The sequence below is a fragment of the Maribacter sp. MJ134 genome (assembly GCF_003970695.1).
Classification (GTDB): Bacteria; Bacteroidota; Bacteroidia; order Flavobacteriales; family Flavobacteriaceae; genus Maribacter.
Window position 1 is genome coordinate 3,822,705 of record NZ_CP034570.1, and the last position, 22,724, is coordinate 3,845,428.

The window sequence follows — 22,724 nt, forward strand, 5'->3', positions numbered from 1 at the left end:
TAATTTGTAGGATAATTCTTAGTAAAGTCAGAATTAACGCTAAAAACGATTTTCAATGAAAAACCTGTACGCACTCTTATTTATGTCAATGCTAGTTTGCAATGTTTGTATTGCAGAAGTATCAAAAAAGGAGAAGAAGGCCTTAATTGGTCTTTATAATAGTACCAATGGAATGCATTGGGTGAAAAAATGGGACTTAAAGGCTCCCGTTTCGGAATGGTACGGCGTTAAGGTGAGGGATAATAAAGTGGTAGAGGTTAATCTTTTTAGAAATAATCTAATGGGCGCCATCCCCGGTGATATTAGTGGTTTGGAAAATTTAACCATTCTAAATCTTGCTTTTAATTCATTGACCGGAGAATTACCGGAACAAATCGCAAAGCTTTCTAGGTTAAGGGTTCTTAGGTTAGAGATGAACAGGATAAAAGGGGCTATTCCGTCAGGAATCGGTAATCTGGTAAGTTTGGAAGAACTATCCGTTTTCAATAATTTTTTGTCCGGCACAATTCCTGAAAGTATTGGTAATATCAAAGGATTAAAAGTATTGAATTTATCCAGTAATGCCTTGAAAGGTTCAATTCCTAATTCCTTAGGAGAACTGACCCAGTTAGAAACTTTAGGCCTTTTTGAAAATACTTTAGAAGGTGCAATACCCAGAGAGATGGGCAAACTTAGTAACCTGAAGGAATTAGTATTGGCCAACAATAGTTTAAACGGGGATATTCCCGAGGAATTCGGTCAATTGGCTAGTTTAGAAGTTTTTCAAATTCAGAATAATAAATTCGATTCTTTCAAAAATCTAGAAATGTTAGAGACCAGATCGTTCTTGGTTTTTGATTATGACAGGGACGATAGAAAAATAGAGTTTAAAGAGATAAACTTTGAGAAAACCAGAATGGCAGACACAAAGTTCGAAGATATAGATGAGTAAGAGTAGTTTACACTTTTAGTTAGTTTGGTGAAAAAAAGAGGTATTTAATCGTACCTCTTTTTTAGATTCATATCATAAATTGAAAGTTTTTACGTTAGTGTAGGGTAATACCCTTAAGAAAGAAGATGAATTTATTTGATTATTGTAGTTAGTTCTAAGGGTTAATTAATTATATTATGAAAGGATTTATTGAACGGTACCTGCTTATCATTTTAATGATTTGCGCATTTTCCCTAGAGGGACAAACTTCAAAAGCTGAAAAAGAGGCTTTAAAAGATATATATGATCAAACTTCTGGTGAGCAATGGGATATCCCATGGGATTTGACCAAAAGTGAAACAACGTGGCAAGGAGTAGTTATTGAAAACGGCCAAGTAGTGGCCTTACATCTTCATAAGAACGGTTTGGAGGGAAAAATCCCAAGCTCAATAAAAAATCTAAAGAATCTTAGGGTTTTGAACATGGCTTTCAATAAGCTAAATGGAGAAATTCCAGCAGAATTGTTTGCATTGACCAAGCTAAAATCCATAAGATTAGAGATGAATTCCCTTACGGGGGGTTTACCTGAAAGTTTTGTAAGTGCCAAGAGTTTGGAGGAACTTTCTCTATTCAATAATCAATTAGAAGGTACCATACCTAACGGAATAGGTGATGCTGAAACTTTGAGGATTTTAAACCTCTCTAGCAATTACCTTGAAGGGAAACTACCCAAATCCATTGCCCAACTAAAAAACCTAGAAAGTCTTGAACTGTTTGGGAATAAGTTGAGTGGGGCTATAGATGTAGAATTGGGTGAGTTGCAAAATTTAAAGGAATTGGTGCTTTCATACAACCAATTTGAAGGCAATTTGCCTCAAAGTACGGCAAGCCTAGCAAATCTTGAGTTTGTGCAATTACAGGGAAATAACTTTAGATCAATCAGGTCGTTGCAGAATCTAAGAACAGAAGGCTTGGCCACATTTGACAGTGATGACGAATTTCTCAACATCCAATTTGGAAAAGAGAACCGCTCTAAAACGAGGATGGCAACCAATACCTTCGAAGATTCAAAGGACTAATATTTTAAATAGATAGAAAAAAGCTCCTATTTCCATAGGAGCTTTTTTTGTTTTGCAAATAACATCAACCTTTAAACATATTTAAGATTACTTTAACATTGGTTGCATGTGCAACTAATGTCTTTTTATTAGTTTCGCACCATGTCTGCCGAAACTTTCAAAATAGATTTTGAAACCTCAATAGGTCCCTGGCTGGGGAGAACGGTCAAAATGGTAGATTACCATTTGCAGGAGGCTTTTGATAGGCATGGTCTGGATATGACCAAGGAACAAATGGTAATCCTAAAGAAGCTGCACGAACAAGATGGCATCAATCAAAATGAGCTGGCATCACTTACCTACAGAGATAAGTCCTCTCTTGCAAGACTCATTTCCAAGATGGAGTCCAAGAAGTATATACGCAGGGTTCAGAGTAAAGAGGACAAAAGGAATAACGAGATTTTTATAACCGAAGAAGGATTAAAAATCCTTGCGGAAACCAGGCCTGTAATTCAAGAAGTCATTGATGTTATGGAGCAAGGTATCAATAAAGAAGATAAAGCCCTTATTATAAATACGCTCAAGAAAGTTCAAAATAATTTCAATCTAAAATCGATATAACCGCTTACTATGAGAAAGATTATACTATCTATTCTGGGAATCCTGCTAATCGTGGGTTCCTTTTTTGTGGCAAAAGGAATAGTGGACAGCAAAAAAAGCTTTAGACCTAAAGCCGGAAAAGTGGTCAAGACTGTTTTCACTGAAGTGGTTAAGAACGGAACGGTACCTATAGTAGTGTCCGCCAACGGAAATCTAAGTGCCAAACAACGTGTAGAGCTCTATGCAGAGGTACAAGGAGTTTTTAGAAGAGGCAGTAAGTTGTTCAAGGAAGGCCAAGCCTACCGAGCAGGAGAAACCATTATCAGTATAGATGCTTCGGAATATGCTGCCAGTGTGCAATCCGCAAAAAGTAACCTCTATAATGAACTTACTTCAATCATGCCCGATTTAAGATTGGATTACCCGGAGTATTTTCCAAAATGGCAAACCTATCTCAACAATTTTGATATGGCCAAAAGCACGCCTGCATTCCCTGAAATGACTTCGGAGAAAGAGCGCTTTTTTATATCTGGGCGGGGTATTCTTACGAACTATTACAATGTAAAGAATCTGGAGCAGCGTTTATCTAAATATAGAATTGCAGCTCCATTTACCGGTATTTTAACGGAGGCCTCCGTTACGGAGGGTTCTTTGGTAAGAGCGGGACAGAAGTTAGGTGAGTTTATCAATCCTGGTGTCTATGAACTAGAGGTGTCCGTGAGTAAAACCTATACGGATTTATTAAAGGTAGGTGAATCTGTGGAACTGAGTACCTTGGATCAGACTAAGACCTATACGGGAAAAGTTTCTAGAATAAACGGAAGGGTAGACCAAGCTACACAGACCATAAAAGCTTATATAGAGGTCAATGAACCTAATTTAAGGGAGGGAATGTATCTAGAAGCTTATCTAGATGCCCGAAAAGAGGACAACGCCATAGAAATTGATAGAAGTTTACTTATGGAAGGTGATCGGATTTTTGTAGTACGAGATTCCGTCCTTGACGTCATCAATGTAAAACCTGTCTATTTTTCCGATAAGCGTGTGGTCCTGAAAGATGTGCCCAACGGAGCTACTATTATGTCCAAACCACTTATTGGGGCATATACGGGTATGGCGGTAAAAGTTTTTAAGGATCAACCGGCAAATACGAAAGGGTAATGCGAAAGTTAATTGAGTATTTCATAAGATATCATGTTGCGGTAAACGTAGTGATCATTGCTTTTGCAATTTTTGGAATCGTAGGGGCAAAGTCTTTAAAATCTTCATTTTTTCCGTTAACCGATTCTAAGAACATTTCCATTGCCATAACCTATCCAGGAGCTTCCCCGCAGGAAATTGAAGAGGGTATCGTCTTAAAAATAGAAGATAACCTCAAAGGTTTGGAAGGTGTAGATAGGGTAACGTCTACCTCACGGGAAAATAGCGGTACCATAAATGTAGAAATAGAAAAGGGCAGGGATATCGATTTTATGCTTCTAGAGGTCAAGAACGCCGTGGATAGAGTACCAACTTTCCCCACGGGTATGGAACCTTTGATTGTCTCCAAACTGGAAGCGATACGACAAACCATAAGCTTTGCCATAAGCGGTGAGAATATTCCCTTAGCCACCCTAAAGAATGTTGGTAGGCAAATAGAGAACGATCTAAGGGCAATTGATGGTATTTCTCAGATAGAGGTTACGGGTTATCCGCAGGAAGAGATAGAAATTGCGGTTAACGAGAATAATCTGTTGGCCTACGGTATTTCATTTACAGAGGTGGCGCAAGCCGTTGGTAACGCCAATATTTTGGTCACGGGAGGTAATATAAAGACCGATACGGAAGAATATCTTATACGAGCCAATAACAGGTCTTACTATGGGGATGAGCTGTCTAATCTTATTGTACGAGCGGACCCCAACGGATCTACGGTAAGGTTAAAGGATGTAGCCATAATTCGAGACCGTTTCTCGGAGACGCCCAATGCCTCCTACTTTAACGGAAACCTTTCCGTTAATACGACCATCACCAGCACAAACACGGAAGATTTAGTAAGTTCTGCCGAAAAGGTAAAAGACTATGTAGAGGATTTCAATCAGAAATATAATAACGTAAAGCTAGATGTTGTATCCGATCTTTCTACCACTCTGGTGCAGCGTACGCAATTGTTGACCGAGAACGCCGTCATGGGAATGATTTTGGTGTTGATATTCTTGTCACTTTTCTTAAATACGCGTTTGGCATTTTGGGTTGCTTTTGGGCTGCCTGTCGCCTTTTTGGGGATGTTCATATTCGCTGGCTTTTTTGATGTAACCATAAATGTGCTTTCCTTGTTCGGGATGATTATCGTAATCGGGATTTTAGTTGATGACGGTATTGTAATTGCTGAGAATATTTATCAACACTATGAAAAGGGTAAATCGCCCGTTCAAGCAGCGGTAGATGGCACTATGGAAGTGCTGCCACCCATAATTTCGGCTATTATCACCACTATCCTTGCATTTTCTATTTTCTTGTTCTTGGACAGTAGAATAGGGGAATTTTTTGGTGAGGTCTCGGTTATCGTAATATTGACGCTAGCGGTTTCCTTAATTGAGGCCTTGATTATACTTCCCGCACACTTGGCACATTCCAAGGCGCTGCAGCCCGTAAACGAGAAACCCAAAAAAGGTCTAGGTAAGGCCTTTGCCAAGTTGAGGGTAATAAACGAATCTGGCGATAAGTTTATGGGGTGGATGCGTGATAAACTTTACACGCCTGTGCTACGTTTTGCCATGCAATACAAAATTCTAATGTTCAGTTTTTTCGCCGTGGCATTGATTCTGACCTTCGGTTCTGTAGGTGGGGGAATTATCAGGACCGCCTTTTTTCCTAGAATTGCCAGTGATAGGGTACAGGTAGAGCTTCAAATGCCCAATGGTACCAATGAAATGATTACCGATTCTATCATTACCATGATAGAGGACAAGGCCGAAATCGTTAACAAAGAATTGACCGAAAAGTATTTAAAGGGTACTGACAAAGTGCTCTTTGAGAATATGATCAGAAGAGCAGGTCCCGGTTCCTCGACGGCGACATTGACTATAAATTTATTACCCGGAGAAGAGCGGCCAGATGCCGTGGCTGCCGATTTGGTGACCAGTAGACTACAAGAGCTAGTTGGTCCGGTGATTGGCGTAGAGAGTCTTATTTATGGCTCAGGCGGTAATTTTGGTGGTTCCCCTGTCTCCGTTTCGTTGTTGGGTAACAACATTACCGAACTTAAAGCGGCAAAGAAGGAGCTTAAAGCAGCCTTGGAGAGCAATACCTTACTAAAGGATATTGCCGACAATGACCCGGCCGGAATTAAGGAAATAAGATTAGAGCTACGGGAGAACGCTTATTTGCTTGGACTGGATTTAAGAAATGTCATGAGTCAGGTAAGGGCCGGTTTCTTCGGGACACAGGCACAACGTTTTCAAAGATCACAGGATGAGATCAGGGTTTGGGTCCGTTATGATCGCGCAAACCGTTCTTCCATAGCTGATTTGGATGAGATGCGAATCGTTACCCCCAGTGGAAATAGAGTTCCATTAAAAGAGATTGCGGAGTATACGATTGAGCGTGGAGATGTGGCCATTAATAGGCTGGAAGGAAGAAGGGAAATACAGGTTTCGGCAGATTTGAAAAATCCTAAAGATAGTCCTACCGATATCATGGTGGAACTTCAAACGGTAATTATGCCAGAAATTCTATCAAAATATCCAACGGTCTCCCCTTCCTACGAGGGGCAAAATAGAGAACTGGGTAAACTAACCGCCTCTTTAAAGGTAGTAGGTTTTTCGGTATTACTTTTAATATACATTACCATCGCATTTACTTTTAGAAGTTTTAGTCAACCGCTAATGTTACTTCTATTAGTCCCTTTTAGCCTTACGGCCGTTGCTTGGGGTCACTGGATTCACGATTTTCCCATTAATGTATTGTCCCTTTTAGGTATCATCGCCCTTATCGGGATTATGGTCAACGATGGGCTGGTGCTCATAGGCAGGTTCAATACCAACCTTAGGGAAGGTATGACCTTTGACGATGCCATATTTGAAGCAGGCCGCTCAAGATTTAGGGCAATTTTCTTAACGTCCATCACCACGATAGCAGGTTTGGCACCGCTAATGTTGGAGACCAGTAGACAAGCACAATTTTTAAAACCTATGGCCATTTCCATTGCATACGGTATAGGTATAGCGACACTCTTGACCCTTTTAATGCTACCGTTGTTTTTGTCGTTCAGCAATAATCTAAAATCTAAAAATAGACTTTTGGCTTCTGGACATTTAATTACCAAGGAAGAAGTAGAGCGTGCTATAAAAGAAAAGAAAGAAGGACTTCATCTAGAAGGTCAAAAAAGTCATGGTACTAACGGTTTATTGCAAGCTAAAAGTAACGGAGTAGCTACGAATAAAGAACTTAAGGAAGAATAGAATGAAACGATTACGACTATGTTCCCTACTTTTTTTAGTGTCGGTAATAGGTGTTGTTGCACAGGATACGATGCTTTCCAAGGAAGAGGCCGTTGTAAAGGCTTTGGAGAATAATTTTGGTATCCAGGTAGCCAAGAACGAGGTTGAAATAGCAGAGAATAATAAAAGCGTTTTAAACTCGGGTTATCTACCTTCCTTGGTGGGTAATGCAGGGGCCAATTATCAAAGAGATGATTCTACGTTTGAATTTCCAGGGCAGTTTCTTAGAGATCCTAGCAGTGGCGAAACTTTATTGGACGATGACGGAAACCCTGTTCCCAGACCTGCAACGAATCTTTACAAGGCCGAAGCACAACGCTATAATGCAGGTTTAACGGCCAATTATACCTTGTTTGACGGATTGGGAAGGTTCTACAATTTTAAGCGACTTAAGGAGCAATATCAGCTAACAAGTCTGCAGGCAAGGGAGACCATTGAAAATACCATGATTCAGATGTTCAGTGTGTATTTTGAGATTGCACGGTTAACCGAAAACAAAAACGTACAACAAGAGGCTCTGGAGATTTCCAAGCAACGAATTACGAGGTCGGAGTACGCCTTTGAGTACGGGCAAAATACGAAACTGGATATTTTAAACGCTCAGGTAGATGTCACTAACGATAGTATAAATTTATTGAATACGAGACAGCAGCTGGCAAACGCAAAGCGCGATTTAAATGTTGTCTTAAGTCAGGATTTAAACGAAACCTTCGAGGTAGATACCTTGGTTACGTTCATACCTAAAATAAAGTTGGACGACTACGTGGCCCAAGCCACTTTGAATAATGTGGCCATTTTACAGACCGAAAGAAATTTAGCGATCAACGCCTATGATATCAAGGTCAACACGGCAGGTTACCTTCCTAATTTAGATTTGACCGGTTCGTATGGTTGGAATCTTAACCAGAACGCTCCATCCGCTTTCTTTCCCGGGGTAAATGTAAATAACGATAGAAGTTTTGGGCTGGGCGCACGGTTGACTTGGAATTTGTTCGATGGTGGTGGTACCACGGTAAGGGTCAAGAATGCAAAGATTGCCTATGCGAATCAAGAAATTTTGCAAGAACAGGTAGCATTGCAGGTCAATAGGGATATTCAGAATGCCTTGGCCATATATGAGAACAGACTTAATATTTATGCAATACAAGAACAAAACGTACTGACCAATCAAAATAACTTTGAGCGCTCTAAAGAACAATTTCAGTTGGGAAGAATAACGTCTATAGAATTTAGGCAGGCGCAGATAAATCTATTGAACGCGCAGACCAATAAGAATTTGGCCAAGTATGACGCAAAGTTGGCGGAGCTTCAGTTGTTGCAGCTTACAGGACAGTTGTTAAATGTAGAATTTTAAGTAGCACCAAACACGTGAATTAATGTATAGCGATAAAACTACAAAAGAACTTACAGAAGTGTTGGATCAGTATCAGATGTTAACCTTTGAATCTCAGTTAGTGTTGAGTAAAGAATTGACGACTAGAAACTCAGCGGTTGATAGTAGTGAACTGGAATCGGCTATTGGCGAAAAGCTACATCGAATCAAGAATTTGGACTATTTAATGGATTTGGGATTCAATGCCCAATTTACAGAGCAAGGTGTTGTGGTGACGAGGAATACCAGAGCTGTTATTATGGATGTTTTGGCCATAATCATTGGTATTGCAGTCTTTTTTATTGGTGTCTATGGTATTGGGTCTCTGGTGGCAATGTTCGTCAATGGAGACGATTTCAATGTCTTTTCATTGGCCATTAATTTTGCTATGGCGAGTCTGGTGTTCAACGGTTTTAAATTTTTCAACGGAATCAAGAGATTGATAGATTACAGCGGGTTTCGGTTGTCTAACGAAAACGGTGTCATCAGTTTAAGAAAACGTTTTGATTTAAAGCTCGAAGAGGTAAAGGGAGCATTATCGGATTTACAATTAGAGGAGGAGGAAGAAGAGATGCTATTACGTTTGGGAGAACATGTTATTCTTAATGCTAACGCCGAGAACATTATACAGCGTATGACGCTGGAAGAGTTGATTAAGGTACTTAAAAAGGCCTGATTTGTTCTAACTACAATCTAGACCAAAAATGTACGAACATTTCTTTCAATGTCCCTACTGTTGGGAAAACGTTTCCATGTTATTAGACCCATCGGTATACGAACAAACCTATATAGAGGACTGTGAAGTTTGTTGCAATCCCATACAGGTTACCCCAGCTTTCCGAGCAAATGAACTTGTGAGATTTGAAGCTATGGAAATAGGACAATAGGCCGTTAGTCCATAACCTTTATTTTACCCCCAAAGACCTTATTCTTTTCGATGTTTTTAGGATTTCCGTATATGTAAATAGAGCCGCCCGCTTTTACTTTGGCTACAACCTTTGAAGATGCTTTTATGTCGGCCCTTCCGCCAGCTAGGACCGTTACGGTAGTATTAGAAGTATTGAGTTCCTTATTGTAGACTTTGCCACCCGTATTTACGGCTATTTCTTGCTCGTTACTCTTACCGGTAAGGGTAATCTCGCTTCCAGAGATGGCGCGCACATAAACATAATCAACCGCTAATTTGAGGTCTATGACACCACCTTCCTGACCTCTAATATCGGTCTTGTTTCCTTGGTAGGTTTCCTTGGATACGATTTTGGCATTTTCATTGGCATCTATCAAGCTAAGCTCTTGATTGTAAAACAATGTTGCTTTGGCTTCATTGCCATCAAGGAAATTATCAAATTCCATCTTTATCTTCAATAAATCACCCTTTTCGGAAATTTCTACTTCATCTTTATCATCACCGGTAATGACCAATTTATTCTCGTCACTTTTAACCAGCGTAACTATGATTCTATCATAAACCTTTAATTCCGTAAAATCCTCTAGTTCAATAGTAGTGGAGCGTTGTCCGAAGACTACCGCGGATATTAATAATAATCCAATTGAAAGATACCTGCTTTTCATTTCATTAGTATTTAAAGAATTAACAAGATAAGATTAACTCAAGTATAAATAAAATTTTCGCATTCAAAACCGTTTCGTACGTACGCCCGATTATTAAAGATATATGAGAAATTTTGGACATGCTCCTTTTGTAGGAGCAACACGAGCAATAGTAATGTGATACTTAATTTTTAAGGTGGGGTGTAATTTAAAAGTTCACTATAATTTCACGTGTTTTTAAGGTCTGTTGTCTAAGTAAAACCTGAAATATATGTACTATTCGCTCCTGATACGCAGGGGGTATTCTGCCACCAATAAGCCATGTATTTTTAATACGCGTAGAAGAGTCTAGATTAAACTCTTTTCTAAGGCATTTAATAGCCTCGATTCTTGTCTCGTCGTTCATCTTACTGAACATTGACTTTATATTTTCGGTCATGGTTGGTATTGGTACGAACAAATATATAAGAAATTTTTAATCGTAATGAGATAATTAATAAACCAATACCTTTTTTTAATCAGGTTTAATCAATTAATTGCAGTGGCTTAAAGTCCAGTCTTTTTAGTCTTTGGTTTCATTACAGTTAAGCTTTACTTCTTTAGAGTAAAGTACTATAACTACCAAATGGTAATTTTGAGCAATCATAAAAACACTGATATGCCTGTTATTGGAAGTCTTATTAAAGGAATTATTGATGTAGCGGATAGGGTCACTGGAGATTCTAATCCGGTACAAGAGCAGGAAGATGTTCTAACCTCTTTGTTAAAAAAAGCGATTGATACCGATTTTGGAAGACATTACAATTTTAATGGCATCCTAAAAGAGGAGAATACTTATGAAGCTTTTAAAAAGAAGGTGCCTTATTTTGACTATAATTCTATAAACCAAAGCTGGTGGAGTAGACTTCACGACGATGAGGAAGATGTTACTTGGCCAGGAAATCCAAATTATTTTGCGCTAAGTTCTGGTACCACGGGAAAGACCAGTAAACGTATCCCTGTAACCGAGGATATGATTACGGCTATCAAAAATGCCGGAATTAAGCAGGTACTTGCCCTAAGTAACTTTGATATTCCTGCAGATTTTTTTGAAAAAGGTATCCTAATGCTAGGGAGCTCTACGGACTTAATAGAAAAAGACGATCATTTGGAAGGCGAGATTAGCGGAATCAGTGCTAGTAATATTCCTTCTTGGTTCCGTGGGTATTACAAACCGGGTAAGGAAATTGCAGAAATAGACGATTGGGATAAGCGAGTAAAAAAGATTGTAGAAGAGGCACCCGATTGGGATATCGGCGCACTTAGCGGAATACCCTCTTGGATAGAATTAATGTTGAAAGAAGTCATTAAAGGACATGGTTTAAACCATATCCATGAAATATGGCCCAATCTTGAAGTCTATACCTCTGGAGGCGTAGCTTTTGGACCCTATGAAAAAAGCTTTAATGCCCTTATGGGTAAGCCTATAACCGTTATTGATACGTATTTGGCCTCGGAGGGATTTATCGCTTTTCAAAATAGGCCAGAAACGGATGCTATGAAACTTGTGACGGATAATGGTATTTTCTTTGAGTTCGTTCCTTTTAAAGCAGAATATATTAATGAAGATGGTTCGCTAATCCAAGACGCGCCAGCAGTAATGCTGTCAGATGTTGAAGAAAATCAGGATTATGTCCTAATCATGAGTACGGTTTCGGGCGCATGGCGCTACATGATAGGGGACACAATTGAATTTACTGATGTGTCCAGAGCAGAAATTAGGATAACGGGTAGAACAAAGTTTTTCCTGAACACGGTTGGCTCACAGTTATCCGTTAACAAAATGGATGATGCCGTGCAGCATCTGGAAAAGGAGTTTAATTGTACTATACCTGAGTACACCTTATGCGCTAAAAAGTACGACGATGGTTTCTATCATACGTGGTATCTTGGGACTACCGCTAAGATGAACGATGCTACAGTCGTTCAGGCCCTCGATAGCGCATTAAAAGAGGCGAACAAGAACTATAAGGTAGCACGGTCTAAGGCCTTAGAGGGAGTTAAGGTACACTTGGTACATCCTGAAGTTTTTTATGCTTGGAACGATGCAAGTAAGAAAAAGGGAGGCCAGGTTAAAATGGAGCGGGTGATGGGCGAAGAAAAGTTTGGCGAATGGGAGGAATTTGTAACTAATCAATAAACTACGATGAGCCTTCTAGAGGTAAATCGCGTTCTTCCACAAGCGTCATTATCTCCTCGGGAGATAGGTATAAATCCTTAATGCGCTCCACATATTTTTTAGAGAGTCCGGCTTTTTTGAGTATGAATTCTTTAGTGGCGAGAATATATTTTTCCATACCGTGAGCTACCGCAAAAGTATCGGCTCTGCGCTCCGCTTCTCTTATGTAATTTTTTGAAAAAAGATATCCTATACCAAAACCGATTAGATTCAGTCCGCTTCTTTCTTTAAAATCCAACACATGCCCTAGCTCATGACCCAGCCAACCAATCATGATATCAGTAGGCATTTCCGCAGTTTTTATGACTTTTTCATTAATGACTATTTCCTCGCTGATCAATATTTTATATCCACGCTTTTTCTTGGATTTGAATAGCTGTCCAAATACAGGTTGCGCTTGCATTGTGGACTTCCTTATTTTACTCTTAAACTTAAACTCTATGGGTGTATTTGCCAATTCTGGATAATGAGAAAGAGCAACCTTTGCTTCTTCGTATATTTCTTGGGGTATGATGTGTTGCGCTTGCGTTTTCATAGAAAAAAGAAAAGTAAAAAAAAGTTTAAATAGTACTAGGACAGTTGAACGATACGTCATAACAGTGGACTAAAAAATTTAGCCAAGCCTTCTACGAACTTTGTAAGGATAGGCCTATTTTTAAAAGCAACATATTCTAACTGTATCTCTTTTTTACAATGTGATTTAAATAATTCTGCAATGGTTTTGGCTATTGTATTGTCATAAACTAGGGCATTGGTTTCAAAATTATGCTCAAAACTTCTATAGTCAAAATTTCCCGAACCTACTGAAGCCATTCTATTATCTATTACAATGACCTTGCTATGGGAAAAATCTGGGCGCAGGTAAATATTTACCCCTACTTGAAGCAGTTCTTCAAATCTTGAAAACATGCTATATTTTGCCAAGAGGGAGTCAGATTTTTTTGGTGTCAATAAATTTACTTCGATTCCACTTAGCGCGGCAATGCGCAAAGCCTCTAAGACTGGTGCCCCGGGTATAAAATAGGGATTGGCAATACAGATGCTTTTTTCAGCAGCATTGATCATAGCCAAATATTGCTGCATTATAGAAGGATATTTGGAGTCCGGGCCGCTGCTGATAATTTGGGCGACATGTTCACCTTTGACAGCAATTTTAGGAAAACAAGCATCCTCTACCATTAGTTTCTCCTTGGTGGCAAAATGAAAGTCTTTAACAAACACGCGTTGAAGGCTATTTACAGCAGGCCCATCAATTTTAAGATGTAAATCTTGCCAAACGCCTAAATCTGAAATAGGTTTTATATACTTGTCGGATACATTGTAACCACCCGTAAAACCAATGCTACCATCGATGACAATAATTTTTCTATGATTTCTATAGTTCAGGGTGAACAATAAATTCCCAAAACGAATAGGCATCGTAGAACTGGCCTTCACCCCAAGGTCCCTGAATCTCTTGACCACCTTTCCTCGCATTTTTGAGCTTCCAAAGGAGTCGTAGATCATTCTTATTTCAACTCCTTCTTTTCGTTTCTTTTTAAACAGCTCATAGAAGGTGTCCAGAAGTTCACCCTGTTCTAGTATGTAATATTGAATATGTATGGATTCTTTGGCATGCTCGATAGCTTCGAAGATAGATTTAAAAGTTTCCTCGCCAGTATTGAGCAAGGTAATTTTATTGCCTTCATAGGGGGCAAAGTAGCTGTTCTTACGGATGAGATTCGCAATTCTATTATCGGCGGAACTGTTAAACTCGTGAACGCTATGTTTGCCATTTTTAAGTTCTTTGTAGGTTTCGGAATAATGCTTTCTTTTTTCCGTCTGACGCAGTTTAAAAAGTTTGAACTTTCTTCTATTTACACCGAAGAGGTAGTACAACAAGGCCCCGGCAAAAGGTAGGGTGAAAACGGCCAAGATCCAACTCACCATTTTAGTTGGGCGAGAACCGTAGAATATAATATTTATGGCACTCCATACAGAAATTAATAGGTATGCAATAAGAATATAAGTATTCATGTTAACGGATATCTAAAGCCAATATAGGTCTTTTTGGACATACATTTTTCTTAAATAGCATTCTGGTCAGTATTGATTTGAAAAGAGTTAATAAATTCCCTTCTTAACCCTTAGTTTGCTATAAAAACAAATTATGGGAAGCATAGCAAGAGATAGTAGACAAATTACATTTTTTTATAATTCGGAGAGTTCCTTGGGTAAACAGATCAATGCCTACGTAAACTCAGCGGAAAAAGAAGTGCTTGGCGTTGATGTTAGTAAAACTAAGGTCACCGCAAAACAATGGGCAGAAATCGCTGACGGACTAGAGAAAAAAATTTCGGAGCTAATTGATCAGGACCATCCTGATTTTAAATCAGAATATGGAGAGGATAGTGTTGATCTTGACGAAAAAACATGGTTGCAGTTGCTGGAAAAGAATCCCAAAGTTCTCAAAAATCCAATTGCAATAAATGGCAACCATCACATGAACTTGGATTCCGCAGCTGCATTTAAGAAGTACATTGAACCCGATAGTGCAGGCCTAGAGAAAAACTAGGTATTATGAAATTAAGCAGGTATACAAAGCGAGCCGTAACGGGTGGAGTAATTTCAATGATGGTCATGCTCTTGGGGACTTTTCTGTTGGGTGAATTAAGTGGCTACGAGGCAAAAGCCTTGATTAAAAACTCTGTTTCTGGTATCAATACTTTATGCAATACCATTGGTTTGGCTTCAGCGACCATTCTTGCCCTGTTGTTAACGGTATTGGGAATAAGTTCCGGTGCCAAGTCCAAATTAAAGAAGGACCATTACCTCCATATTCTACAAATAGCCAAACTAGATACCGTGGTCTTTGTAAGCTCGCTAATCAGCTTTTTATTGTTCAATTTGCCAGTAACCCAGTCAGAAGCTCTCCCAAATGATTGGTTCAGTATAGTTTATTATCTTTCATTATTCATATCCAGTGTACTAAGTGCCGCACTTATTGTGGTAGTCTTAATGCTATACAATACCATTGTAAACATTATAAAAATAGTAGGTCTTGGACTAGATGACCACCCTTTGGCGAAAACTGAAGATGAATAGATAGGTAAAAATCAGAAGTACTGTATAATGTCGAAAAAGCGTATAAGAACTATTTTATTCCCCATCGTGTCGTCAACACTAGTGCTCGCTTTTGTGCTGCAATTAATAGCAAAACCTTATCTGGAAGATATATTGGAAAAGAAATTGCCCAGGCACGTTAACCTTGATTACTCTGGCTTGGAAGTAAATATTTTCACGGGTAGTATATTTTTTTCTACACCATCGATATCCATTTCGAAAGAAAATCAGCATTCAGGAGCACTAACCATAGATTTGGAAGACGTTGAAATTAATGATATTGATTATTGGAATCTGATTGTAAATCAAAAGTTGGATATTGCTGAGGTTATCTTTAGTAGACCGCAAATTGTATTTGAAAAGTCTGAGGCGGTAGCGGAGAATGATATTAAGGATGTGCAATTACTGAAAACAATTGGCATCGAGACTATCCTTATAAAAAACGGCAGTGTAAAGGCGAAATGGCGCAATGGAAAAAGAAATCTTCAGTTAGATTCCTTACATCTAAAGTTAACTGGTGGAGAGACTTATCCAGAAATAATCAATGCCAAAATTCCATTTCGTTTTGCTTCCCTGAACTATGGTTTCAAAAATCTTAGGAGTACAATTAATGAATTCGAAGAATTGAAAATCAAGGAAACTGCCTTTGCTGATCAAGAGTTCACCTTGACTGACCTTAGTTTAAATACAAAATTATCCAAAGACCAATTAAGTAAACAAATCAGTTTTGAACGGGACCATATTGAGTTAAAACTTCCCATGTTGCACATGACAAAGCCAATATTGTATTACGAAAAAGATAGCCTTTTTATAAATGTTCCAAATACTGATATAAACGGTCTGTCCTTGGATATTTTTCGGGATAAGAACTTACCGGATGACATGACCTACAAACCTTTATATGCCAAAGTATTACGAAATCTACCGCTCAGAATAATGCTCGATACTATCACTATCTCCAATAGTACGGTCGTGTATGAGGAGGAGGCGAGGCATAAGACCAAAGCCGGGGAGCTTCGATTTGAGAATGTTGGTGGTCAAATTACCAACGTTTCCAATTTTTCTTCTCAAGAAAAAGATTTAGAAATTTCATTGGTTAGTAGTCTAATGGGAAAGGGAAGACTAGCGCTTAATTGGGCTTTTAACGTCAATAATCCTAATCAGCGATTTTTGGCATCAGGGAGTCTATTAGACTTTGATACCTCTAGTTTAAACGATTTTTTGGAGCCAAATTTAAGGGTTCGCACGGAGGGAGACATCCAAAATCTTTATTTCACCATTGATGGAGATGAACATAACGCCATTGGAGACGTTAAAATGCGGTATCATGATTTTAAGTTTAGTGTTATGGAACGGGATAAGTTAAGGGTGAATAAACTGATTACCTTCATAGGAAATTTATTTGTGGACGATGGTTCCAGAGCAGATGAAAACGGTTATAGATACGGCACTTTAAAAGTAGAGAGACACCAGAACAAATCTTTTTTCAACTATTTATGGATTTCTCTGCAGGATGGAATGTTAGATGTGCTTTCCGGAAACGGAAAAAAAGAGAACCGCTAACTTTTGGACAATCTATTACCAATGCAAATTGGTCTCTTAGGTTCTGGGATCGGGTAGCAGTACAAAAAAAGGATAAACTATATAGTTTATCCTTTAATTCAGGCTAGTGTAATTGTTTAATTATCGTCTGCGGCGTCTTCTACAGCATCTTCTACTTCTTCTGCTCCGTCTTCAATACCATCACCTACTTCTTCTATTCCATCTTCAATCTTTTCCCCAGCTGTCTTTTCTTCCCTGCAACTCATGGCAAGTCCTATGGTAAAAAGCGTGAGTACAAATAAATATAATGACCTTTTCATTTTTATGGTTTTAAGTTAATAGTTCTTCTATGATTGTCTTGCCTCAGATTTATAAGACCTTTTTTCCTCTTAATAAGGATACTATAAAAAGAATAATGAACAGGAAAAATAAAATTTTTGCGATTCCTGCAGCTCCTGCCGCTATTCCTCCAAAGCCTAATACTCCGGCGATTAATGCTAATACTACAAAAGTTATTGTCCAACGTAACATATATAATTGTTTTTAAGGTTTGTGTGTTTTGGGGTCTATCCCCTTATTTACAATACAAAGATGCTAGGATTTGGGCTGGTTTCTTTGTTGTATTACAGTAATGATTGACTCATATACCTGTATTTCACTAGGATAGTGGAAGAAGACTCTATTTTTAACTCCATCAATTTTTTCAATCTAACTCATTCGAAAATATAGTATATTACCTATCGTATTTAATAAAACATGGGAAACAAAAAAGAGCTCAGAGAACTTAGTGTTGTGGATGTCGTAAAGGACATTGCCAAGCGATTAGGTGTGGATTATGAAGAAGAGAATAATGAAGTGTGTGTTGATATTCCAGAACACATTGGCACGGGCAATATAAAGGCTATTGCCTTTTCTCACGGCATGGGGATGATTAATTTGGATATGAGATTAAAGGAAGAGGTACGGTTTGAGCTTAACCAGTCCCTTGTGCAGCCACTTGAAATTATTTTCAATAGCGAATCCGCTTTTACGCACGAATTCGATGGTAAGGGAAAAATACAGGAAATACGCCATTTGGAGAGTGCCATACTAAGTTGTAACAGTAGACATGGTAATGTTATTACGCTTCCCGCAAACGAACCTATCTGCTTTTTTAACCTGGAGATCAATCGTAAACGCTTTGAAGAAAAAATAGAATCTTTCTTACCGGATATGAATGCGGAACTAGAGGCTCTTTTTAGGGATGTAAATGGGGTGAATCTATTTTTTTACAAAGGGCACTATAGTTTGGATATTGCAAAATGTATCGAGGAAAGTAACGAGTGTGAACACACGGGGTTTACCAAAAGTGTGTTTATAGAAGGCAAGTGTTATGAGATACTTGCACATCACTTGAGGCAGTACCTCGATGATCTTACCGATCCCGATAAACGAAAAATTCTAAGACAGGCCACTGTAGAAAAAATAGAAGCGGCGGCGGAGATCATAAATTCCGAGCTAGAGCATATGGATAATATTTTGGCCCTGGCAAGAAGAGTAGGTCTAAACCAGAATACCTTACAAAGTGGGTTTCAGCATTTATTTGGTTTGTCCGTAAATCAATACATCAAGAATGCTAGATTAGAAATGGCAAAAAATCTAATGGAGACCACAGGGTTGAATATCACTGAAATCACTTACAAGATAGGAATAAACTCCAGGAGCTACTTTTCAAAACTTTTCAAGGAACGGTACGCCATGACCCCAAAACAATACCTAAAGAAGCTTAGCCAACCAAAAAATGAACCTCCACAATCTGCTTAAACCCTTGGAAAAGAATGTTTTGTTTAGCTTTTTAACATATTCTTTAGTCGTAAAACTGCCCATTAGTGTTAATTAACGTTTCAATATTGTTAATCGCTTTTTAGGTATTGGGATTTCTTTGTAGCACAAAAATTAATTGTGTTATAGTCAAAGAAATGCGAGAAATTATAATAACGAGTATAAAGGATGAGCATATTCTAAATCAATTGAATTCTTGCCTAGAAGGAAAGCTGACAGAGGAGTGGGGAGAGCGTATTTTAGAGTTTGATAATGAGATTGGAAAAGGAACTATACGAAATATTGGATTCGATTGGGGCGTATCCCTCTTAGATTGCAACGTTACCTTTCATCAAAATATTAAATTGATATTCAGGACTACCAGTGTATCGCCTATAGAGTTCATTTTTATTTCAAAAGGGTCCTTCAAATATAGTGAAGATGACAATGAGGAGTACCTAGACCTTGAACAGTACCAGAATATCATTATTTCACCCAAGCGCTATGCTAAGAAGACCTTTGTTTTTCCAAAAGGGAGAGATTTAAAGGTGAATTTCATTAGGATTTTACGCAAGGATTATTTGAAAAAGAAGAACAATAACGTTACGTATCTGAACGAGCTTTTGCTGTCGGTCTTCAATGATGAAGAGAATAGTTTCCCTTACACGCATGGAGGTAGTTTTAGTCTTAAAATCGAAGATCAGGTAAAGGCCCTGGATAATGTTCATGACAACGGGATCATTAGGTCCCTGTCCATAGAAGGAAGAATTTACCTGATTCTTTCACTTCAATTATTGGAGCATCATGATTTTGAAACGAACAAATCACTGCCGGATGCTCTTTCCAGAGCGGATATTAAAAAAATCAATACCCTGTCCGAATATATTTTGGATAATATTTCCGGTCATCTTTCGGTAGAAGCGCTTGCAAAGGAATCTGGTTTAAGCCCAAAGAAATTACAACTTGGTTTCAAAGTCCTGTATTCTAAGACCGTGAACGAATATGTAAGACAGTTAAAATTGGAAATATCTAGGGATTATTTGAAAAACACAGATCTTTCGGTTTCCGAGATAGTATACGCTATAGGTATTAAGAGTAGAAGTTACTTCTCTAAAATCTTTAATGATGCTTATGGTATTTTACCTACGGATTATAGGAAACAATTAAAATCTGTGGGGAAGATAGGTATTGATCGTTAGGATTTGTCATATTGGTAGGGTAGCAACATACTATCGTAGGTAATATCATTATTGAACAGTTCTTTAGCAATCGGATTTGCTTGATATTTATTAGCTACCGGGCTTTTTAAAAATTGTTTAATATCCTTTAGAGGGATGCTTTTGTCTAACCAAGCGTCTTTTTCGTTGGGTGTAACTATCAACGGCATACAGTCCACTAGGTTTTGATATTTTTTAATGAATTTGTTCGCCTTACCAACCAATAAAGAACAGGTAATAAATCCATCCTCTAGCGTATTATAAATACCGGCCAGGTAAAACGGTTCATTATTTTTAAGACTAATATAGTAAGGATATGCTTTTCCTTCACTTAAGTAAGACGTAAAGAACCCGGTTACCGGAATAAGACATCTTCTATATTTAAGGGCATCAACATACCACAAATCAGAATTCATGGAGGCTTCGTGCAGGTTTAGCGTATTGGTGGTATTCTGAAAAATAGTCCAATCCTCTTCGTACCGCTCTGGTAACATACCCCAGATGGCTAAATTCATTTCATCTGGTTTATCTATAGTGATAATAGGTATGGATACCTCGTTTAAGCCGTTTATAACCACTTGTGGTTCATAAAGATGTGGGTATTTGAAAGAGGTATCCGTCCACTTTTCCATTTGCTCCCGCTTCGCCGTATTTGAAATTTTAAAATACATCTACTCTCTTTTTACATGTGGCAAGGTCGGAAATTTGTATATGAGCTATTGTTTCATATCGTAAAAATTATAACCCGTTAAGAATAAGTTGTTTAATGCATATGGGCAAATAGGTGCTACAGGAGCGATATTGTTAAACATTTATTCTATTTCGGCAAGCCTCCGCTCAAAAGCAGTCTAATTTTGGTAAAAATAACAATGTGTTCAACCTTAAAACAACTGTTATGGAAGCAAGAAAGAAAATTTCGCAACAAGAGCTATCGCTTTTGAAGGAATATTTATCAGGTACCATTACCGATAAAAATGCAATTCCTTACCTAGAATTAAGTGCGGAAATAGGCAGTGGACAGATACATTGTGTTACCATGGACAGGGGTCTAATGGCTATGGAGTTTGATTTGACCTTGGGACAGGACCAAGAAGTAGTTCTAGGTCCCGATAATAGTAATTGTGCATATCTGTTTTATTGTTTAAAGGGCAATTGCTTTCATAAGTTCAAAGGAAGGGCACAGGTAACAAAATTAGAGGAGTTGCAAACCGTGGTGCTGTTTAATGACCGTGATCACCGTAGTAAATTTCTTTTTAAAAAGGAGGAGCGCGTGGTGCTTAATTGTATTAAAATAGACTTTGATTTATACAAGGACGACACTATTGAGTCCGGCAGGGGTCTAATCGCCTTATTAAATTCCTATAATAAGCGTTTAGGATACTTTCACTACGGAAAATTCAATCTTGAAATTGGGGAATTGATCAAACAGTTGGAAAATGCCAAGTTTGTAGATTCCGTTTCCTCCCTGATTCATTTTCACGGGCTGTGTCATATGATATTGGCGAAACAACTGGAGCAGTTTAAGAAGGACATTCAACAGGGAATTTCGCCTTCTACCTCCTTGCTAAAAAGAGAATTAGAGACCATAAGTGATATTAGTGACTTTATCCGCAACTATCCTGAAATGCCACATAGCATAAGCAGCATATCTTCTAAGTCGGGACTTTCGCCTTCTAAATTACAATTGGGTTTTAAATTTATGCACGCAAAAACATTAGGCGAATATATAAGAATGGTAAGGCTAGAAAAAGCCGAAGAGCTCATAAGAACTACGGATTTGAACATATCTCAGGTGGTATACTCCATAGGGTTTACCAGTAGAAGCTATTTTTGTAAGATCTTTAAAAAGAAATATGGTTGTAGTCCAAAAGTGTACAAGAGGAAAACAAATGAATCGTTACAAATTGTAAATTAAAAAGGAGGTCTTGACAAAGACCTTCTTTTTAGTTAATGATATAACTGTTGCTTAGCTAATATCTTCTAAAGATTTAATGGTAGAAAGCCCTTTTTCAATAGCCTCTTTTTGATTTCTTAAAATAGCGGATGTAGTAGAGGGTAGGGACGTATCCCCTAGAACATCGTCATATTCCTCTATTGAAGCTTTTTCCCCACGTATGGCCTCTTCTAGCATAGCTTCCTCATTATCAGAAGAAAACAACGCTTTAACGTCCATCCATGCTCTGTGTGCTTTTCCGGTTAGGCTATCGCCCTTGTCTACTTCTTGTCCAAAGGATTTGATTTCTGATTTTAGCTCATGGCCAAAATCATAACGCTGTTGTGCTTTTCCCTGAAAATAGGATTTTAGGGCACTGTGCTCCGTATTTTCTGCAGCCTTCTTGAAACCTTTTTCTGCATCATAGGTTTTCTCTAAAAGGTCGTTTAATTTTTCTCCCACTTCTTCTGTGTATGTACTCATAATAGGTAAAGTTTTAAGTGAATGACCGTTTGCTTTAAAGATGCCGGTCAATTTGCATCTCCTTATTGTATATCGTAAAACCGATTTCTATTCTTGAACTGTCTTAATTTTTCTTTCAGTTGAGGTATGCCATGAGGATTTTTAGGTTCTTTGGCAAGAGGCACTTCCGTGTCTACACTTATAAAGGACTCCTCCATGGGCTCTTCCTCAAATACCTGCATCATTGAATTCGATTTTTCAAATATTGCGTTTTTTAAGTTGAGCGCTATAAATCCGATAGCTAATAGTATGGCTAAACCTGATAAAATTTGAATTGTTGTAATCATAGCTTGGTGTTTTTAGCTAAAATTACCGCGGTATGGTGAAAAGGATTGCCCAAAAAAACGTAACTGTTAACCCATATCCTTTTGGATTAATTTTTAAAAGCGATAGGGTTAAAAATGAGGGTTTTAGTTTT

General features: G+C 38.2%; 24 protein-coding genes. 15 read left to right on the forward strand and 9 right to left on the reverse strand.

All coding sequences use genetic code 11. The features are described from left to right. The first annotated feature begins 55 nt into the window (after nt 1-55). From EJ994_RS16490 to EJ994_RS16525, 8 genes are all read left to right on the forward strand, one after another. Entirely contained in the window at nt 56-931 is an 876-nt protein-coding gene (locus EJ994_RS16490; protein ID WP_126593483.1) for a hypothetical protein, read from the forward strand. A 176-nt stretch (nt 932-1,107) separates the two neighbouring features. Then, nucleotides 1,108-1,989 (forward strand): hypothetical protein, encoded by an 882-nt coding sequence (locus tag EJ994_RS16495; RefSeq protein ID WP_126593484.1) that lies wholly within the window; start codon nt 1,108-1,110, stop codon nt 1,987-1,989. Nucleotides 1,990-2,130: 141 nt separating this feature from the next. Then, nucleotides 2,131-2,589 (forward strand): MarR family winged helix-turn-helix transcriptional regulator, encoded by a 459-nt coding sequence (locus EJ994_RS16500; protein ID WP_126593485.1) that lies wholly within the window; start codon nt 2,131-2,133, stop codon nt 2,587-2,589. Nucleotides 2,590-2,598: 9 nt separating this feature from the next. Beyond that, a complete protein-coding gene (locus EJ994_RS16505) occupies nt 2,599-3,729 on the forward strand; it encodes an efflux RND transporter periplasmic adaptor subunit (protein WP_126593486.1) in 1,131 nt (376 codons plus the stop codon). Next, nucleotides 3,729-7,010, forward strand: a complete 3,282-nt coding sequence (locus tag EJ994_RS16510) for an efflux RND transporter permease subunit (protein ID WP_126593487.1) — start codon at nt 3,729-3,731, stop codon at nt 7,008-7,010. The genes EJ994_RS16505 and EJ994_RS16510 overlap by 1 nt, the downstream gene beginning before the upstream one ends. Before the next feature lies 1 nt (nt 7,011). After that, a complete protein-coding gene (locus EJ994_RS16515; protein ID WP_126593488.1) occupies nt 7,012-8,403 on the forward strand; it encodes a TolC family protein in 1,392 nt (463 codons plus the stop codon). 22 nt (nt 8,404-8,425) lie between these two features. Then, complete coding sequence (locus tag EJ994_RS16520; RefSeq protein WP_126593489.1) at nt 8,426-9,097, forward strand: hypothetical protein; 672 nt, start codon at nt 8,426-8,428, stop codon at nt 9,095-9,097. Nucleotides 9,098-9,125: 28 nt separating this feature from the next. Then, a complete protein-coding gene (locus tag EJ994_RS16525) occupies nt 9,126-9,308 on the forward strand; it encodes a CPXCG motif-containing cysteine-rich protein (protein WP_126593490.1) in 183 nt (60 codons plus the stop codon). Between the two features lie 4 nt (nt 9,309-9,312). On the opposite strand, the gene EJ994_RS16530 is transcribed toward EJ994_RS16525, so the two are convergent. Next, nucleotides 9,313-9,993 carry a head GIN domain-containing protein gene (locus EJ994_RS16530; RefSeq protein ID WP_126593491.1) on the reverse strand — a complete coding sequence of 227 codons (681 nt, stop codon included), beginning with the start codon at nt 9,991-9,993 and terminating at the stop codon, nt 9,313-9,315. A gap of 187 nt (nt 9,994-10,180) precedes the next feature. After that, a complete protein-coding gene (locus EJ994_RS16535; protein WP_126593492.1) occupies nt 10,181-10,411 on the reverse strand; it encodes a hypothetical protein in 231 nt (76 codons plus the stop codon). A gap of 219 nt (nt 10,412-10,630) precedes the next feature. Here EJ994_RS16535 and EJ994_RS16540 point away from each other — a divergent pair, with 219 nt between their 5' ends. Further along, on the forward strand, nt 10,631-12,151 hold the full coding sequence (locus tag EJ994_RS16540) for a GH3 auxin-responsive promoter family protein (RefSeq protein WP_126593493.1): 1,521 nt from the start codon (nt 10,631-10,633) through the stop codon (nt 12,149-12,151). Nucleotide 12,152: 1 nt separating this feature from the next. On the opposite strand, the gene EJ994_RS16545 is transcribed toward EJ994_RS16540, so the two are convergent. Together EJ994_RS16545 and cls are read right to left on the reverse strand one after the other, a co-directional pair. Beyond that, nucleotides 12,153-12,725, reverse strand: a complete 573-nt coding sequence (locus EJ994_RS16545) for a hypothetical protein (RefSeq protein WP_126593494.1) — start codon at nt 12,723-12,725, stop codon at nt 12,153-12,155. Nucleotides 12,726-12,781: 56 nt separating this feature from the next. Continuing rightward, nucleotides 12,782-14,206, reverse strand: a complete 1,425-nt coding sequence (cls, locus tag EJ994_RS16550) for a cardiolipin synthase (RefSeq protein WP_126593495.1) — start codon at nt 14,204-14,206, stop codon at nt 12,782-12,784. A gap of 133 nt (nt 14,207-14,339) precedes the next feature. On the opposite strand from cls, the gene EJ994_RS16555 reads away from it, so the two are divergent. The 3 genes from EJ994_RS16555 (at nt 14,340) to EJ994_RS16565 (ending at nt 16,855) form a co-directional block, all read left to right on the forward strand. Continuing rightward, on the forward strand, nt 14,340-14,744 hold the full coding sequence (locus EJ994_RS16555) for an arsenate reductase family protein (protein ID WP_126593496.1): 405 nt from the start codon (nt 14,340-14,342) through the stop codon (nt 14,742-14,744). Between the two features lie 5 nt (nt 14,745-14,749). Next, complete coding sequence (locus EJ994_RS16560; protein WP_126593497.1) at nt 14,750-15,274, forward strand: hypothetical protein; 525 nt, start codon at nt 14,750-14,752, stop codon at nt 15,272-15,274. A 66-nt stretch (nt 15,275-15,340) separates the two neighbouring features. Next, nucleotides 15,341-16,855 (forward strand): hypothetical protein, encoded by a 1,515-nt coding sequence (locus EJ994_RS16565; protein WP_126593498.1) that lies wholly within the window; start codon nt 15,341-15,343, stop codon nt 16,853-16,855. A gap of 116 nt (nt 16,856-16,971) precedes the next feature. Here the strand turns inward: EJ994_RS16565 and EJ994_RS16570 are convergent, their stop codons facing one another. Both EJ994_RS16570 and EJ994_RS16575 read right to left on the reverse strand, forming a co-directional pair. Continuing rightward, nucleotides 16,972-17,154: a hypothetical protein gene (locus EJ994_RS16570; protein WP_126593499.1), complete on the reverse strand. Its 183-nt coding sequence runs from the start codon at nt 17,152-17,154 to the stop codon at nt 16,972-16,974. 49 nt (nt 17,155-17,203) lie between these two features. Next, nucleotides 17,204-17,365: a DUF1328 family protein gene (locus EJ994_RS16575; protein ID WP_126593500.1), complete on the reverse strand. Its 162-nt coding sequence runs from the start codon at nt 17,363-17,365 to the stop codon at nt 17,204-17,206. Between the two features lie 225 nt (nt 17,366-17,590). On the opposite strand from EJ994_RS16575, the gene EJ994_RS16580 reads away from it, so the two are divergent. Beyond that, nucleotides 17,591-18,637 carry a helix-turn-helix domain-containing protein gene (locus EJ994_RS16580; protein WP_126593501.1) on the forward strand — a complete coding sequence of 349 codons (1,047 nt, stop codon included), beginning with the start codon at nt 17,591-17,593 and terminating at the stop codon, nt 18,635-18,637. 155 nt (nt 18,638-18,792) lie between these two features. Next, nucleotides 18,793-19,833, forward strand: coding sequence for a helix-turn-helix domain-containing protein (locus EJ994_RS16585; RefSeq protein WP_126593502.1), 1,041 nt, complete (start codon nt 18,793-18,795; stop codon nt 19,831-19,833). On the opposite strand, the gene EJ994_RS16590 is transcribed toward EJ994_RS16585, so the two are convergent. Further along, complete coding sequence (locus tag EJ994_RS16590; RefSeq protein ID WP_126593503.1) at nt 19,830-20,522, reverse strand: SOS response-associated peptidase; 693 nt, start codon at nt 20,520-20,522, stop codon at nt 19,830-19,832. The genes EJ994_RS16585 and EJ994_RS16590 overlap by 4 nt on opposite strands. A 224-nt stretch (nt 20,523-20,746) precedes the next feature. On the opposite strand from EJ994_RS16590, the gene EJ994_RS16595 reads away from it, so the two are divergent. Beyond that, entirely contained in the window at nt 20,747-21,766 is a 1,020-nt protein-coding gene (locus tag EJ994_RS16595) for a helix-turn-helix transcriptional regulator (RefSeq protein WP_126593504.1), read from the forward strand. A 51-nt stretch (nt 21,767-21,817) separates the two neighbouring features. Here EJ994_RS16595 and EJ994_RS16600 read toward each other — a convergent pair whose 3' ends face one another. Together EJ994_RS16600 and EJ994_RS16605 are read right to left on the reverse strand one after the other, a co-directional pair. Continuing rightward, nucleotides 21,818-22,267, reverse strand: coding sequence for a ferritin-like domain-containing protein (locus EJ994_RS16600; RefSeq protein ID WP_126593505.1), 450 nt, complete (start codon nt 22,265-22,267; stop codon nt 21,818-21,820). 62 nt (nt 22,268-22,329) lie between these two features. Next, nucleotides 22,330-22,593: a hypothetical protein gene (locus EJ994_RS16605; RefSeq protein ID WP_126593506.1), complete on the reverse strand. Its 264-nt coding sequence runs from the start codon at nt 22,591-22,593 to the stop codon at nt 22,330-22,332. Between the last annotated feature and the right edge of the window lie 131 nt (nt 22,594-22,724).